This window comes from Neobacillus sp. S1115 (genome assembly GCF_055385565.1).
Map to the genome: position 1 here is coordinate 267,331 of NZ_AP038275.1, position 15,243 is coordinate 282,573.

Below are 15,243 nucleotides of genomic sequence, written 5' to 3' on the forward strand. Positions count from 1 at the left end.
AGAGAGATTGATAGAATAAACGGAGTAACCTTTTAATTAATATATGCTAGGATAGGAGAGGATCATTGTGCAAGGAGAGACTGTCATAAAAGAGACTACTGTAAAAAAACCAAAGATTTTCACGACTATTTTCCTTATTTCCGCTTTAATTACTGCATTTTTTTCTATCTTTTCGTTAATTAGCCCGAGTACACTTGCGAAAATTATGACCTTTATTCAGAATCTATTTGCTACTCAGTATGGGTGGACTGCCATGTTAATTCCAGTTTTATGTATGGGATTTTTAGTTGCATTGGGAATTTCAAAATACGGGAAGGTCGTCATAGGTGGCAAAGATGCCAAGCCGGATTATTCTATGTTTTCGTGGCTAGCAATGTTGTTTACATCCTCCATTGGTATAGGAATCATTTATTTTGGTGTAAATGAGCCTCTTTATGCCTATTATTTAGCACCGAGCAGCACGGAGGCTCCAAATAAAATGGAAGCAGCCAAAGAAGCAATGGGGACAGCCCTTTACCATTGGGGCGTTTCTGTTTGGGCTATTTTTAGTGTTGTGGGTTTAGTCATGGCTTACTTTGTTACAAAACATAACATCCGCTATTTGCCAGGTGATGTCATTGAAAAAAGCTTCGGCAGGAGAAAATGGGTCCCTGCAACGAAAAACACGATGAATATTTTAGCCATTGTATGCTCTGCCATGACCATTGCAGCCACCATGGGGCTAGGAAGTGTACAAATCGCTACCGGGATTAAACTGGTAATGGACATTTCTATTAAAGGAGTCCTTCCGTATCTTGTATTAATCATATTGCTTATCGTCTGTTTTTTTGCATCTACAACTAAGAAAGTCGGTAAGGGAATGCAAGTGTTAGGCGATTGGAATGTCTATTTGGCCATTGTAATTTTGCTTTTTGCCATATTATTTGGACCAACGCGTTATATATTAAATCAAGTTGTGCAAATGCTGGGAACATATATTGATCAACTGATTCCAAGAAATTTCGATATGTTTTTATTTAGTAAGGATCCTACCTATACAACCACATGGGATGTTGCTAATAATATGTGGTGGATTTCATGGACACCTTTTATGGGCGTATTCATTGCATCTATTTCAAAAGGCAGAACGATTCGCCAATTTGCCTTCGCCACTATGACAATACCGGTACTATTTATGTTGATTTGGCATGCTGCGTTTGGCGGAATCGCTCTTTTAGATGCCGTTTTGGGAACTGGAAAAATTGCTAAACACGCTATGGAAAGCCCAGATATGACCTTCTTTGCTATTTTGCAGACCATGCCTTGGCCAAAGTTAACCTCTATTGCAACAATCGTTCTCTTGATTATGTTTATTTCAACAACAGTGACAAGTGCCGCTTTATCATTAGCACGAATGACAGATATAGATGGAAAAGAAGCAGCTCCTGTTAGAAGTGGCGTATGGGTTATACTCATTACCATTATCGCTTTAACGGGGATTTTTGCCACTACCCTAGGTGGAAACGATGCTTTAAATGCGGTAAAATCACTGGCAACTACTCTATCGTATCCTTATTTGTTTTTCTTTATATTAATGATAACTGCATTCATTAAACAGCTAATGAAAGATAAGCCGCAAGTATAATTTTATGTTGAGGGGGAAATCACAGGATGGATTTATATTATCTGCATGGCTGGGAACTTATTGCTGAAAAAGTGCTGCAAATCGGAATGTTACTTTTTATCGTGTGGAACGTAAAGTTATTATTTGAAAAAAATAATAACATTGAAGGAGACTAGAAAAATTGGAACCGAACAAATATAATGCTTACAAAATGATGACTCCTAAAATGCTAGAAACATTAACAAAACAAAATGAACTTGTTGAAGATGCATTTTCAACTGATGTAACTTTTGAAGAGATGCGTGAAAACTATGTGAAGGAAAGAAAGTTTTGGAACGAAGGCGGTCCTGAACCGGGAAAAACCTTTGATTTAGAGGTGGAAGGACCATACGGACCCATTGCAATTCGTTTCCACTACCCAATGCGAAGGACTGGAAAAGGTGCAATTGTTTATATCCATGGCGGCGGGTTTGTAGTAGGGAATCTTGACACACATAGTAAAATTATGCGCTTGTTAATGGAAGAAACGGAATCAGTCGTAATAGGCATCGACTATCACCTAGCTCCTGAATTTAACTATCCTACACAAGTTGAAGAGTGTGCTTTCTTAGTTGATTGGTTGCGAAGTCATTCGGAAGAATATGATGTTGATAGGGATGATATTACCCTTGCAGGGGATTCAGGTGGAGCCAATTTATCCTTAGCAACGGCTTTATATTTGCGGGATACAAAGAAAGATGTGTCTTATATACGTTCTTTACTTCTTTATTACGGTGCTTATGGACTCACTGACTCGAAATCAATGCGCTTATTTGGCGGCGATTATGATGGATTAAGCCGTAAAGATTTAATGGCCTATTCAAAAATGTATCTAGGTGACGGAAATGCAGATTTACGTTACTATGACTGTTTTTCGAATGATTTAACTAAAGGAGTGCCCCCGTGCTATATTGCTTATGGCGATTTGGATCCGCTTCAGGATGACAGTAAACTATTATATGATATATTAGCATATAATAATGTTAAAGCAGAGTTAGAAGAATATAAAGGCGTGATCCATGCCTTTTTACACCATTCTCGTATTCTTCCGGAATCCAAAGAGGCAATTCAAAAAGGTGCAAATTTCTATAAATCTTGTATGAGGTAATTCCTGCTAAGCTGGTGAAACAGTCTAGTAAAATTTATAACATTAGCAGAGACCACTTCCTAAAAAATCTAGGAAGTGGTTTTTTGCATTTCTTTAGATTAAATATAAAAATTTTTTTCCTGTCTTCGAACTATCATAACAGGATAAACACTCGGTTCATAAATCAGGAGTTAGTTTCTGATAATAAGGAGGGCTTTGTTTTATTTGAATGATTCTGTGAAAGGAGTTGCCTGTATGATTGTTCGAAAAATAATGGCAGCAGCCTTATTTTTGTTAAACCTATTTTTAATGTGCGAAATAGAGGTACACGCAAAATCAGCACAAAGGCCGATAATAATACAAGGGGCCATGCCGGTCGAGGTTGACCAGTTAATTCAGGGATTAGAAAAAGTTAAAAAGGAAAAGTATGGATCGTTTGTTTTTTATAAAGGCGAAATCAACCGCTATCCGGTTATCGTTTCAAAAACAGGGAAAGGAATGGAAAATGCCGCGGCGGCTACGGCCATTGCTATCGTCAAATATCACCCGATTGCTATTATTAATCAAGGCACCTCAGGCGGCCATGTTCCTGATATACATGTTTTTGATATTGTCGTCGGAAAAAGAGTGACCAATATCGGCTCGTTTAAAACAGAAATAAGAGAGAAAAATCATGGGATTGCCCCGACTAGGTGGATGCCGATGGACTTAACCGCTTCGGAAGAAAGTGAAGAAGAGGTGAAGGCGGGGCAAATCCGCTACTTCGAAGGGGATCAAGGATTGCTTGCTGATGCTATGAAAATAAGGGAACAGTATCACAAAGGAAAAGTTGTCGAAGGTACAATCGGTTCATCGGATGTATGGAATAACGAAGTGGACCGAATCAATTGGCTGAACAGCCTATTCGGCACCTCTGTGGAAGAAATGGAAGCAGCATCATCCGCCCAAGTTGCAGAAAGCTTCCAAGTCCCGTTCTTGGGGATTCGAATTGTCTCTAATAACATTGTAAACGGTGAAAGATACAACCCCGATACAGAAACAGCAGGCCAGAGTTATGTGTATAAACTTGTTAAAACGTACATTTACAATTTAACAGAAAAGTAAGAAACATTTCCTCCTTATCATCCGTCTAATAGTTGAAATATCTGTGTCTTTTTCACAGGAATTTTTCGGAGAAAAATCGAATACATAGATGGAATGTAATTATTTGGTTTTTTGAATAAGGAGGAGTCAGCCTTGGCCCATGAACAATGGAATCCCACAATAGATAAAATTCTCGCGAACATTGAAAAGGTTATGATTGGAAAAAGAAATGTCGCGGAACTAAGCCTTGTCGCGCTGCTGGCAGGAGGCCATGTTCTGCTTGAAGACGTGCCGGGTGTCGGAAAAACGATGATGGTTCGTGCCTTAGCTAAATCAGTTAATGCTAACTTTCGGAGAATTCAGTTCACCCCGGACCTGCTGCCATCAGATGTAACCGGGGTGTCCATTTATAACCCAAAGGAAATGGAGTTTCAATTTCGCCCTGGCCCGCTGATGGGTAATATTATCCTCGCGGATGAGATTAACCGGACTTCGCCGAAGACGCAGTCGGCACTACTTGAAGGCATGGAGGAAGCGAGTGTCACGATTGACGGAGTGACCCACAAACTCCAAAAACCGTTTTTCGTCATGGCGACGCAAAACCCAATAGAATATGAAGGTACATATCCGCTTCCGGAAGCACAGCTTGACCGCTTTTTATTAAAAATGAAGATGGGCTACCCGGACATTCAGGAAGAAATCGAGGTATTGAACCGTGCTCAAAAGGTGCCGCCAATCGAGGACCTTCAGCCTGTTATTGATCTGGAGGGCCTGCGGGCGCTACAACAAGAGGTCAAAGAGGTTTTTGTCGATGATACGATCAAGCGTTATATCGTGGATATCGTTAACCGGACAAGGGGGTATGGGAGTGTATACCTCGGCGCAAGCCCAAGGGGATCCATTGCTCTGATGAAAGCTGCGCAAGCCTATGCCTTTATTTTTGGACGTGACTATGTGCTGCCGGATGATATTCAATATTTAGCGCCATACGTCCTGTCGCACCGGATTATTTTAAAGTCGGAAGCTAAATTTGAAGGGATCACCTCGGAGGAAGTAGTGAACCGTGTAGTTAACAGAGTTCCCGTTCCTGTCCAAAGGCTTGTGAAGTAAAATGAAAAAACTATGGAAATTCACTAAAAGGGCTTGGAAGTTTATCCTGTTATTTTTCTTGATCTTCCTGACCTTCTCCTATGCAATGTTCCAAGGGGGATTTGTCAGCTGGTTTCTGTTTTACAGCTTCCTGCCGTTTGCGATTTATTGCGTTGCACTTTCCTTCTATTCTTTGAACGAATTGGAAGTCAAAAGGGTTCTGCCCAAAACGAATTACAATGCCGGGGAGCCGTTAAAAGTAACCGTCCAGATAAAAAGGTCGAAAGGCTTTCCGTTATTTTATTTAATCGTCCAAGATAACCTGGACCAATCATTAGAATATGCCGATAAAGCCAGCTCCCCGAAGGCCATTCTGTTTCCCGGGTTTAAAAAAGAGTTTACCTATGAATATACCATCGATAAATTGCCGCGCGGCGAGCATTTTTTTCAAACCTTTACCCTTAGGGCCGGCGACCCGCTAGGCTTATTTGAAAAGGAAAAAACACACCCAGCTGAAGGGAAAATCATTGTCTATCCGGCCTATACCGAGCTCCTTTACCGTCCCTTTGAGCATCAGTATGACCAAGGTTTGACAGCATCCCGCGAACGGATCCAGCGCGATACGACCATGGCGGTCGGCGTCAGGGACTACCAGCCGGGCGACCGATTTTCCTGGATTAACTGGAAGGCAACTGCCAAGCGGAATGAAATTATGACAAAAGAGTTTGAACAGCGGCAGTCTCATGATGTATTTGTGGTGATGGACTGTGTACCGGATAAACGCTTTGAAGCAGTAGTTTCGTTCACGGCCTCTTTACTAAGGGCTGTTTTGAAAAAAGGGGCGCAAACAGGCCTTCTTACCATCAGCAAGGAACGAGCCTCGTTTTCAATCAGAGGCGGGGAACAGCAGCTGCAGCAGCTTTTCTATCATCTCGCCAAAATCGAGGCAAAAAGCTTTTCACCGCTAGAAAAGGTCATTGAAGCTGATGGCCTATTTATTCAGCAAACCGTTTCATTCATGCTCGTCACAGCCCAGTTAACCAAGTCTTTGATTGAAAAAGCCAGCTTTCACGGCCAAAGAAAAGGGGCGATTACCCTTTTCCTTATCAAAGGTGAACATGAAGCGCCTGATGGCAATGAACGCTCGCTCATTGGAGTAGCAAACGCCCGCGGCGTCCGAGTGATATTGGTTCATGACGGTCAATTCGCATCTGCCTTCTCGGAGGTGTCGTTATATTAATGAAAAGAGATTTCCCAACCCTTCTTTTATATACCTTTGGATTTTTGCTGCTATGGGAATGGCTTAGGCCGGTGGAACAATTAACAGATACGGACCATATCGAAACATTTATTGTTTTTTTGATTATTGCATTTGCCCTGTCCTATCTGCAAATGAGATGGTTTTGGCAATGGTTGATTAAGATTGCTTTCATTCTTTTTTCGATTAATCGGTTCCACTACGAGGGAGGTTTTTTTCACTCCGGGTGGTTAGGGTCCTTTTCCGAAGATATCATCAATAACTTATGGTTCATTGTGGCGAGAAACTGGGACGAATTATCAAACGAATTCCGCACCCTGCTGTTTTTTATCCTAATGTGGATCATGGTCTACCTCATCCATTATTGGCTCCTGCGGCAGCAACGGATTTTTATCTTTTTCTTTATGACGTTACTGTATATCACGGTTCTCGATACGTTTACCATCTATGATGCCAAATTTGCCATCGTCCAGACTGTGGTAGCTGGATTTGCTGTGATCGGCATGCTGACGTTTTTCCGCATCAATCGAAGAGAAAATATCAACAGCGACTCCGCTTTTATGAAAAAATGGATGGTGCCGCTTGTTATTATGGTTGCCTTAAGCGTGATTGTTGGAATTGCTGCTCCGAAGGCAGCGCCGATTTGGCCCGACCCGGTTCCTTATTTAAAAGCGGCGGGTAGCAAGGGAGGCGGAGATGGCATCGGCGGTATCAGCCGGATTGGCTATGGGACGAATGACTCCCGATTGGGCGGTCCGTTTATTGGGGATGATACCACTGTTTTTACGGTTGAGTCGAATGGCAAGAACTATTGGAAGGTTGAAACGAAGGATGTGTATACCGGAAAGGGCTGGCTTGCATCGGGATCGACAACCATTGATTTTAGACAGACTGATTTAGTGCCGGTATTATCTATTCCAGGTAATGTGGAAACCACCAATGAAACGGCTAAAGTCAATCCGGCTGGGGAGTTTGTTTCTTTTGTTGTTTATCCGGCCGGAATTCAAAAGTTCATCGATTTCCAACCAAAGCTGCCTGAACAGTATCCGATTCAAATTGATACAAATACGGAGAAAATCAGAAATATCGGCAATGTGGATTATACCGTTGATTTTAAAGTGCCTAAATACAAAGCCGTAGATTTAAGAAAAACGACAGGCTATGACCCGGCTGTGATGAACGAGGAGTTTTACAAAAGGTATACCCAGATTCCGGAAGAGCTGCCGCCAAGAATCAAACAATTAACAGAAGAGGTCACCGCTTCCGAAACGAATTGGTTCGATAAGGCAAGAGCGGTCGAGCGGTATTTTGGAAATACAGAATACACCTATGACCAGAAAAATGTTGCGATCCCAGGGGGAAAAGACGATTATGTGGACCAATTTTTATTCGATACGAAAACAGGGTACTGCGATAATTTTTCCAGCTCAATGGCCGTCATGCTCCGCTCGATTGGCATTCCAACCCGCTGGGTAAAGGGATTTACGGGAGGAGAGTTCCTAGAATACAGCCGGGATGACGAAACGAAGGAGCTTTACACAATCACTAATAATAATGCTCATTCCTGGGTAGAGGTATTTATCCCGACTCAAGGCTGGATTCCTTTTGAACCGACAAAAGGGTTCTCAAACAGTATTAACATTAACTTTACATCAGGGCAGACTTCCACAAATACGCAAACCCCTGCGCCTGCACCTGTTAAAAAACCGGAAAAGAAGCCGCTCGAAGAAACAGCAAATAAAAAGAAGGATAACTCCTTTGATATCAAGGATATCTGGAGAAATATCCAGTTGTTTTTCAAGAATGAGTGGAAATGGATTGTGTTTGGCGGTGTGTTTGCTGCTGCTGTTATTGCGCTTTTGTATCGAATTCGCGGCAAATGGTTCCCGTATCTCGTCATGCTGCGGTACCGTTTTAGGAAAAAGGATGAAACCATTGGTGTGGCCTATTTGGTTTTACTTAGTCAGCTCCACCGTTACGGGTTAAAGCGTAAGGAAAATCAAACACTTCGTAACTATGCCCGCTATATCGATACATTCTTTTCTACAAGGGAAATGACTCGCTTAACACAGGCGTATGAGCAGTACTTATACCATCAAAACCTTCCGGAGGGAAGCTGGAAGGAAGCGCGTGAATTGTGGGAAAATTTAATTAAAAAGACAATCGCTTGACCAAAAAATCAACCTATTGTTACAATATGGTGTAATTTAATAGGTGTAAACCTTCATATATCCTCGATGATAGGGTTCGAGAGTCTCTACCGGGCCGCCGTAAAGGGCCTGACTATGAAGGCAGAATTGGTTAAGTATAATCTTTTACGAGAAAACTAGAATTCTGCCTTCCTTTTTCTTATGGGCGGGAATTCTAGTTTTTTTGTTTTTTTGTGAAAAAACGGGAAAACTAAACTAAATTTTATAAAAATAGGGGTGGGCATGTTGTCTGGAAAGCAAGATATGATTGTCGTGTTAGACTTTGGGAGTCAGTATAATCAATTAATCACACGCCGAATTCGTGAGTTTGGTATCTACAGCGAACTTCATCCGCATACAATTACAGCAGAAGAAATCCGCAAGATGAATCCGAAGGGAATCATTTTTTCCGGTGGCCCGAATAGCGTGTATGATGAAAATTCCTTCCGCTGTGACGAAGAAATTTTTGAAATGGGTCTGCCGATTCTTGGGATTTGCTACGGAATGCAGTTAATGACTGTTCATTTTAACGGCAAGGTTGAACAAGCGAAGCATCGTGAATATGGAAAAGCTACAATGAAGGTAGAGAACCAATCAGCTCTATTTGGCGGTCTGCCGGAAGAGCAGGTTGTCTGGATGAGCCATGGTGACCTTGTTGTAGAAGCACCGGCAGGGTTTACTATTGATGCAACAAGCCCGTCCTGTCCGATTACATCGATGAGCGATGCTGACAGAAGACTTTATGCAGTTCAGTTTCATCCGGAAGTGCGACATTCAGTTTACGGAAATGACCTTTTGAAGAATTTCGTATTCAACGTTTGCGACTGCAGCGGCGATTGGTCAATGGAGAACTTCATTGAAATGGAAATGGAAAAAATCCGCGCAACTGTCGGAGATAAAAAGGTTCTTTGCGCGCTTAGCGGCGGGGTAGACTCTTCGGTTGTAGCCGTATTAATTCATAAAGCTATTGGCGACCAGTTAACCTGTATTTTTGTCGACCACGGCTTATTACGGAAAAACGAAGCAGACAGCGTTATGAAGACTTTCACTGAAGGTTTCCATATGAATGTTATCAAGGTTGATGCTAAAGACCGTTTCTTATCAAAGTTAGCAGGTGTTTCTGACCCTGAGAAAAAACGGAAAATTATCGGCAATGAATTTATTTATGTGTTCGATGATGAATCGGCCAAGCTTGAGGGCATTGAATTTTTAGCACAAGGAACGCTTTATACCGATATAATCGAGAGCGGTACAGCAACAGCGCAAACGATTAAATCCCACCATAATGTTGGCGGGCTTCCTGAGGACATGCAATTTAAATTAATCGAACCATTAAACACTTTATTTAAAGATGAGGTACGTGCCTTAGGTACCGAGCTGGGAATTCCAGATGAAATTGTCTGGAGACAGCCATTCCCGGGACCGGGCCTTGGTATTCGTGTCCTTGGTGAAATCTCGGAAGATAAATTAGAAATCGTCCGCGAATCAGATTGGATTCTCCGCGAGGAAATTAAAAAGGCAGGGCTTGACCGCGATATTTGGCAATACTTCACCGTGCTTCCGGATATCCGCAGCGTCGGTGTCATGGGAGATACCCGTACGTATGATTATACAATCGGGATTCGCGCAGTCACCTCGATTGACGGTATGACTTCTGACTGGGCACGGATTCCGTGGGATGTCCTTGAAGTTATTTCGACAAGAATCGTAAACGAGGTCCCGCACATCAACCGCGTTGTCTATGACATCACCAGCAAACCACCTGCAACAATTGAATGGGAATAAGAGGAAGTAAAAAAACGAACGATACTAAAAATATTTTTTAGTATCGTTCGTTTTTATTGTTTACAAACATAAAAAACGCTGTTAAAATAAAAAAGTCAAATGAAGATATTGTCGAATTGCGTCGTATAATATTGGGGATATGGCCCAAAAGTTTCTACCGAGCCACCGTAAATGGCTTGACTACGAGGCAGTGTTTAATAGAGAGGCATTTTTATTCTTTTCTCTGTTTTCACCTGCCAAGAGTCAACGTTCCGGTAGAATGCCGGAACGTTTTTTTGCATAAAATAAAGGGAAAAAACAGGGGGAATAAAAATGCAAAAGTACTTTGAGTTTGAAAAAGTAGGCACAAATTATCGCCGCGAATTTATGGGCGGGCTGACTACGTTTTTAGCAATGGCTTATATTTTGGTTGTTAACCCATTAACGCTGTCACTTGCATCTGTTAAAGATCTTCCTGATGCAATGAGAATGGATTATGGAGCAGTGTTTGTAGCTACAGCATTAGCATCGGCATTAGGTTCTATTATTATGGGTCTTCTCGGTAAATATCCGCTTGCGTTAGCACCGGGGATGGGATTAAATGCTTTCTTCGCTTATACAGTGGTACTAGGAAGCGGAATTCCTTGGCAGCATGCTTTGGGTGCTGTATTCATTTCCGGCGTATTCTTCTTTTTACTGACGCTGACAGGTCTTCGGGAGAAAATTATTAATGCCATTCCAATTGAATTGAAACATGCAGTTGGTGCTGGTATCGGTTTATTTATTACCTTTGTCGGATTACAGAGTGCTGGAATTATCGTGAACAATGATGCAACACTTGTTGGTCTGGGAGATTTGTCAGCCCCAGGGACATTATTGGCTATTTTTGGCATCTTAGTAACAGTTATCATGATGACAAGAGGAATTAGTGGTGCAGTATTCTACGGAATGATCATCACGGTAATCGTAGGAATGATTTTTGGCGAAATTAAAGTTCCTGACAAAGTTATTGGCCATGTACCAAGTATCTCACCAACCTTTGGTGCTGCGTTTTCTTCCTTTGGAGACAGTTCGTTTTATACAACAGCTATGCTGGGTATTATCCTTACCTTCTTGTTTGTGGATTTCTTTGATAACGCAGGGACACTTGTTGCGGTTGCCGGTCAGGCAGGATTAATGAAGGACGGTAAACTACCAAATGCAGGAAGAGCCTTGGTTTCTGACTCTGTTGCTTCAACTGTCGGTGCTGTCCTTGGAACATCAACAACCACCTCGTATATCGAATCAACAGCGGGGGTTGCTGCCGGTGCCAGAACAGGATTTGCGTCACTGGTAACTGCTGCATTATTTCTTTTATCATTATTCTTCTTCCCGGTATTATCAGTCATTACAGCACCGGTTACTGCTCCTGCATTAATTATTGTGGGGGTACTGATGGTTTCTTCTTTAGGAAAAATTGACTGGACTAAGTTTGAAATTGCCGTTCCGGCGTTTTTAACCATCATTGCAATGCCGCTTTCTTACAGTATCGCAACGGGAATTGCGATTGGCTTCATCTTCTATCCGATTACAATGCTGGTAAAGGGCAGAGCGAAAGAAATTCATCCGATTATGTACTTCTTCTTTGTTATCTTTGTACTGTATTTTATTTTCTTAAAATAAATCCTTTATGAAGGAGCTGTGGATATTTTTCACAGTTCCTTTTTTGTCGTTGACTTCCTGATGGGCGTCTTTTAGTATGGTAATACTGATTGTTTTTATTCGAAATGAGGATTAAGGGTATGGCAAAACTTCAGATAAATAAGGCTTTAAATAATAATGTATTGATTGCTGAACACCCTGCCTACAAGGAAGTTGTCATTATCGGCAAAGGCATTGGCTTTAACCGTAAACAGGGCGATTTTATTGATACGGAAAAAGTTGAAAAGCTATTTGTTCTTAAAAATGAAAAAGAGCAGGAAAACTATATTAAACTTCTTCCTTTTATTGACCAAAATGTTCACGAAGTAATCATTTCCGCCATTAACCTAATAAAGCAGCGTACTCGTTCAGAGCTAAATGAACATATTCATGTTGCTTTAACCGATCACTTAACGTTTGCGCTAACGCGTGTCTCGCAAGGGATGGAAATGGGCAATCCATTTTTGGTTGAAACGAAAGCGCTCTATCGTCATGAATATGAGGTGGCGAAGGAAGTCGTGGAATTGATTAAAGATAAAACCGGTATTGAACTTCCGGTGGGGGAGATTGGTTTTATTGCTCTCCACATTCATAGTGCCATAACGAATAAGAATCTTTCTGAGGTTAATCAGCATTCCCAGTTGATCAGCAGATTAGTGGATATGGTGGAAGAGCAGTTACTGGTTGAAATTGATAAGGAAAGCATTGATTATATGAGGCTGGTCCGCCATCTTCGTTTTACGATAGAACGTGTCAGAAATGGGGAAAAAGTGGAAGAGCCAGAAAAAATCGCTTCCCTATTGAAGGATGAATATCCGGTGTGCTATAATCTTGCATGGAAGCTCATTAAGGTAATGCAGCAAGCTTTAAAAATGAAAGTGTTCGATGCAGAAGCTGTCTATCTGACGATGCATTTGCAGCGGCTGCAAAACAAATTTAAATAGTCATCAATTTACGTGTTACTGATTCGATCAGGCATGAGTAAAAAATTGATTGAAATGAGGATGTATGGGAACTCTATACCCATATCTTCATTCAATTGGTCTTTTGCTCATGCCTTTTTTGCGTCTTTTTTATAAAAAGCATTCATTTAATGAGCTAGAATACAATTTCAGGAGGTTTAAATATGTTTAAGAGAGCTTTTGGTGTCTTACAAAAAGTCGGTAAAGCATTAATGTTACCGGTTGCATTACTGCCGGCTGCAGGGATTCTGCTGGCGTTAGGTGCAGCGCTTGTTAACCCGGCCTTATTAAACTTGGCACCTTTCTTAGATAATGAAGGGGTCAGAATGGTTGCTAATGTAATGAAAAATGCCGGAGATATTGTCTTTGGTAACCTGCCGTTGTTATTTGCTGTCGGGGTTGCTGTCGGATTAGCTGGCGGAGAAGGTACAGCCGGACTTGCAGCGATTATTGGCTACTTGATTATGAATGTCACAATGGGGACAGTTTTAGGAATTGATGCAAAGGATATTAATGGCACAAGCTATGTTAGTGTCCTCGGGATTCCTACCCTCCAGACAGGTGTATTTGGCGGGATTATCGTTGGTATTATCGCCGCAGGATTATATAATAAGTTCTTTGAAATTGAGTTGCCTTCTTATTTGGGATTCTTTGCTGGTAAACGGTTTGTTCCGATTATTACGGCAGGAACAGCTATCATTTTAGGTTTAATCATGTTGGTTATTTGGCCTCCAATCCAGCACGGATTGAATGCGTTCTCTAATAACATGGTAAATGCAAACTTAACGCTTTCGGCGTTTGTCTTTGGGGTTATTGAGCGTTCATTAATTCCTTTTGGACTGCATCATATTTTCTACGCTCCATTCTGGTATGAGTTTGGCAGCTATACAACTCATGCCGGTGAGGTAGTTCACGGTGACCAGCGGATCTTTATGGCCCAGATTTCAGACCACGTGAAGAATCTGACTGCCGGTACGTTTATGACAGGTAAATTCCCGTTCATGATGTTCGGTCTTCCAGCTGCAGCGCTTGCTATCTATCATGAAGCAAGACCAGAGAAGAAAGTATTTGTCGGGGGCTTAATGGCATCTGCTGCCTTAACTTCTTTCTTAACAGGTATCACTGAACCGATTGAATTCTCATTCCTATTTGTTGCACCAATTTTGTTTGGAATCCATGCCATTTTTGCTGGATTGTCATTTATGACGATGCACCTGTTAAATGTAAAAATCGGGATGACTTTCTCCGGAGGTTTAATCGACTACATTCTATTCGGGTTAATTAACCCGCAGACGCATGCTTGGCTTGTTATTCCTGTCGGTCTTGTGTTTGCTGTTATTTATTACTTTGGTTTCCGTTTCGCAATTCGCACGTTTAATTTGAAAACACCAGGCCGCGAACTGGAGGAAGAAGAAAACCAGGCGCCGACTGGCAAAGCAAGCTCTGGCGATTTAGCCTCTAATATATTGGATGCCATGGGCGGCAAAGCAAATATTGCTCACTTAGATGCATGTATTACCCGCCTTCGTGTATCCGTTAATGATATTAAAGAAGTGGACAAAAATGAATTGAAGCGGCTTGGGGCAGCGGGTGTCCTTGAGGTCGGAAACAATATTCAAGCTATCTTCGGCCCGCGTTCTGAAACGATTAAGGGTCAAATGAAGGATATAATGGAAGGAAAGCGTCCGCGCACAACCGCTGTCAATGCGCCGGAAAAAGGCGTGCAGCAGCAAATTGAAGAGGTAAACCCTGAAGCGCTTCAATCTGAACATAAGGGTGAAGATGTATTTGTTTCTCCTATTAAAGGGGAAATCAAACCAATCACTGAAGTGCCGGATCAGGTATTTGCAGGTAAAATGATGGGTGATGGCTTTGCAATTGTTCCTGAGGAAGGCATGGTTGTATCTCCTGTCGACGGTAAAATTGTTAACCTGTTCCCAACAAAGCACGCCCTAGGCATTCTTTCTGATAACGGCCGTGAAATTCTTGTTCACGTAGGTATCGACACGGTTAACCTGAAGGGTGAAGGCTTTGAAACATTGGTGTCTGAAAATGACCGTGTTACAAAAGGCCAGCCGCTGTTAAAGTTTGATATTGCTTATATTAAGGAGCATGCCAAATCAACGATTACACCAATCGTCTTTACTAATTTAACTGAAGGCGAAAAAGTAGTTATTGAAAAGCAGGGGCTTGTAGAAATAAAGCAAGAAGGTATTATTAAAATAACAAAGTAATGTATTAAGTTACCGGCTCTTTATAAGGGCCGGTTATTTTTTTGAAAAAAATCTATATAAACAGTTGACGAATTTAATCCAGGGTGATAGTATATTAAAGCAGTCGTTACCGAAGAGTTAACAACAAATTGATAGTAGGTACTTCAAAAAAGTTGTTGACTTAGAAAGAACGATGTGATATATTAATAGAGTTGCTTCTGATGAAGCGATTTTAAAAAATAGTTCTTTGAAAACTAAACAAACAAAAACGTCAAC

General features: G+C 41.5%; 11 protein-coding genes and 2 riboswitches. All 11 genes read left to right on the plus strand.

The window, feature by feature from the left end; genetic code table 11:
• Positions 1–67 precede the first annotated feature (67 nt).
• Entirely contained in the window at positions 68–1,624 is a 1,557-nt protein-coding gene (locus ACZ5B7_RS01495; protein ID WP_464492346.1) for a BCCT family transporter, read from the plus strand.
• A 26-nt stretch (positions 1,625–1,650) separates the two neighbouring features.
• Positions 1,651–1,779, plus strand: coding sequence for a hypothetical protein (locus ACZ5B7_RS01500; protein WP_464492347.1), 129 nt, complete (start codon positions 1,651–1,653; stop codon positions 1,777–1,779).
• 5 nt (positions 1,780–1,784) lie between these two features.
• The gene (gene aes / locus ACZ5B7_RS01505) at positions 1,785–2,750 is read left to right on the plus strand and encodes an acetyl esterase (RefSeq protein WP_464492348.1); all 966 of its coding nucleotides are present in this window, start codon (positions 1,785–1,787) and stop codon (positions 2,748–2,750) included.
• A 252-nt stretch (positions 2,751–3,002) separates the two neighbouring features.
• Positions 3,003–3,833 carry a 5'-methylthioadenosine/S-adenosylhomocysteine nucleosidase gene (locus ACZ5B7_RS01510; RefSeq protein ID WP_464494412.1) on the plus strand — a complete coding sequence of 277 codons (831 nt, stop codon included), beginning with the start codon at positions 3,003–3,005 and terminating at the stop codon, positions 3,831–3,833.
• A 132-nt stretch (positions 3,834–3,965) separates the two neighbouring features.
• The gene (locus ACZ5B7_RS01515; RefSeq protein ID WP_213148353.1) at positions 3,966–4,922 is read left to right on the plus strand and encodes an AAA family ATPase; all 957 of its coding nucleotides are present in this window, start codon (positions 3,966–3,968) and stop codon (positions 4,920–4,922) included.
• Position 4,923: 1 nt separating this feature from the next.
• Complete coding sequence (locus ACZ5B7_RS01520; protein ID WP_464492349.1) at positions 4,924–6,141, plus strand: DUF58 domain-containing protein; 1,218 nt, start codon at positions 4,924–4,926, stop codon at positions 6,139–6,141.
• On the plus strand, positions 6,141–8,330 hold the full coding sequence (locus ACZ5B7_RS01525) for a transglutaminase TgpA family protein (protein WP_464492350.1): 2,190 nt from the start codon (positions 6,141–6,143) through the stop codon (positions 8,328–8,330). The genes ACZ5B7_RS01520 and ACZ5B7_RS01525 overlap by 1 nt, the downstream gene beginning before the upstream one ends.
• 33 nt (positions 8,331–8,363) lie before the next feature.
• Positions 8,364–8,465, plus strand: a riboswitch (purine riboswitch).
• A gap of 126 nt (positions 8,466–8,591) precedes the next feature.
• Positions 8,592–10,133 carry a glutamine-hydrolyzing GMP synthase gene (gene guaA / locus ACZ5B7_RS01530; RefSeq protein ID WP_423800439.1) on the plus strand — a complete coding sequence of 514 codons (1,542 nt, stop codon included), beginning with the start codon at positions 8,592–8,594 and terminating at the stop codon, positions 10,131–10,133.
• Between the two features lie 101 nt (positions 10,134–10,234).
• A riboswitch (purine riboswitch) is annotated at positions 10,235–10,336 on the plus strand.
• Positions 10,337–10,445: 109 nt separating this feature from the next.
• Positions 10,446–11,774 (plus strand): NCS2 family permease, encoded by a 1,329-nt coding sequence (locus ACZ5B7_RS01535; protein ID WP_464492351.1) that lies wholly within the window; start codon positions 10,446–10,448, stop codon positions 11,772–11,774.
• A 119-nt stretch (positions 11,775–11,893) separates the two neighbouring features.
• Positions 11,894–12,736 (plus strand): glucose PTS transporter transcription antiterminator GlcT, encoded by an 843-nt coding sequence (gene glcT / locus ACZ5B7_RS01540; RefSeq protein ID WP_464492352.1) that lies wholly within the window; start codon positions 11,894–11,896, stop codon positions 12,734–12,736.
• A 182-nt stretch (positions 12,737–12,918) separates the two neighbouring features.
• On the plus strand, positions 12,919–14,988 hold the full coding sequence (ptsG, locus tag ACZ5B7_RS01545; protein WP_464492353.1) for a glucose-specific PTS transporter subunit IIBC: 2,070 nt from the start codon (positions 12,919–12,921) through the stop codon (positions 14,986–14,988).
• The last annotated feature ends 255 nt before the right edge of the window (positions 14,989–15,243 follow it).

Excerpts from the sequence above, each read along its gene's own strand:
- ACZ5B7_RS01535 (WP_464492351.1), top strand. The coding sequence starts at position 10,446 with ATGCAAAAGTACTTTGAGTTTGAAAAAGTAGGCACAAATTATCGCCGC.
- ACZ5B7_RS01510 (WP_464494412.1), top strand. The coding sequence starts at position 3,003 with ATGGCAGCAGCCTTATTTTTGTTAAACCTATTTTTAATGTGCGAAATA.
- guaA (WP_423800439.1), top strand. The coding sequence starts at position 8,592 with ATGTTGTCTGGAAAGCAAGATATGATTGTCGTGTTAGACTTTGGGAGT.
- ACZ5B7_RS01525 (WP_464492350.1), top strand. The coding sequence starts at position 6,141 with ATGAAAAGAGATTTCCCAACCCTTCTTTTATATACCTTTGGATTTTTG.
- ACZ5B7_RS01500 (WP_464492347.1), top strand. The coding sequence starts at position 1,651 with ATGGATTTATATTATCTGCATGGCTGGGAACTTATTGCTGAAAAAGTG.
- glcT (WP_464492352.1), top strand. The coding sequence starts at position 11,894 with ATGGCAAAACTTCAGATAAATAAGGCTTTAAATAATAATGTATTGATT.
- ACZ5B7_RS01520 (WP_464492349.1), top strand. The coding sequence starts at position 4,924 with ATGAAAAAACTATGGAAATTCACTAAAAGGGCTTGGAAGTTTATCCTG.
- ptsG (WP_464492353.1), top strand. The coding sequence starts at position 12,919 with ATGTTTAAGAGAGCTTTTGGTGTCTTACAAAAAGTCGGTAAAGCATTA.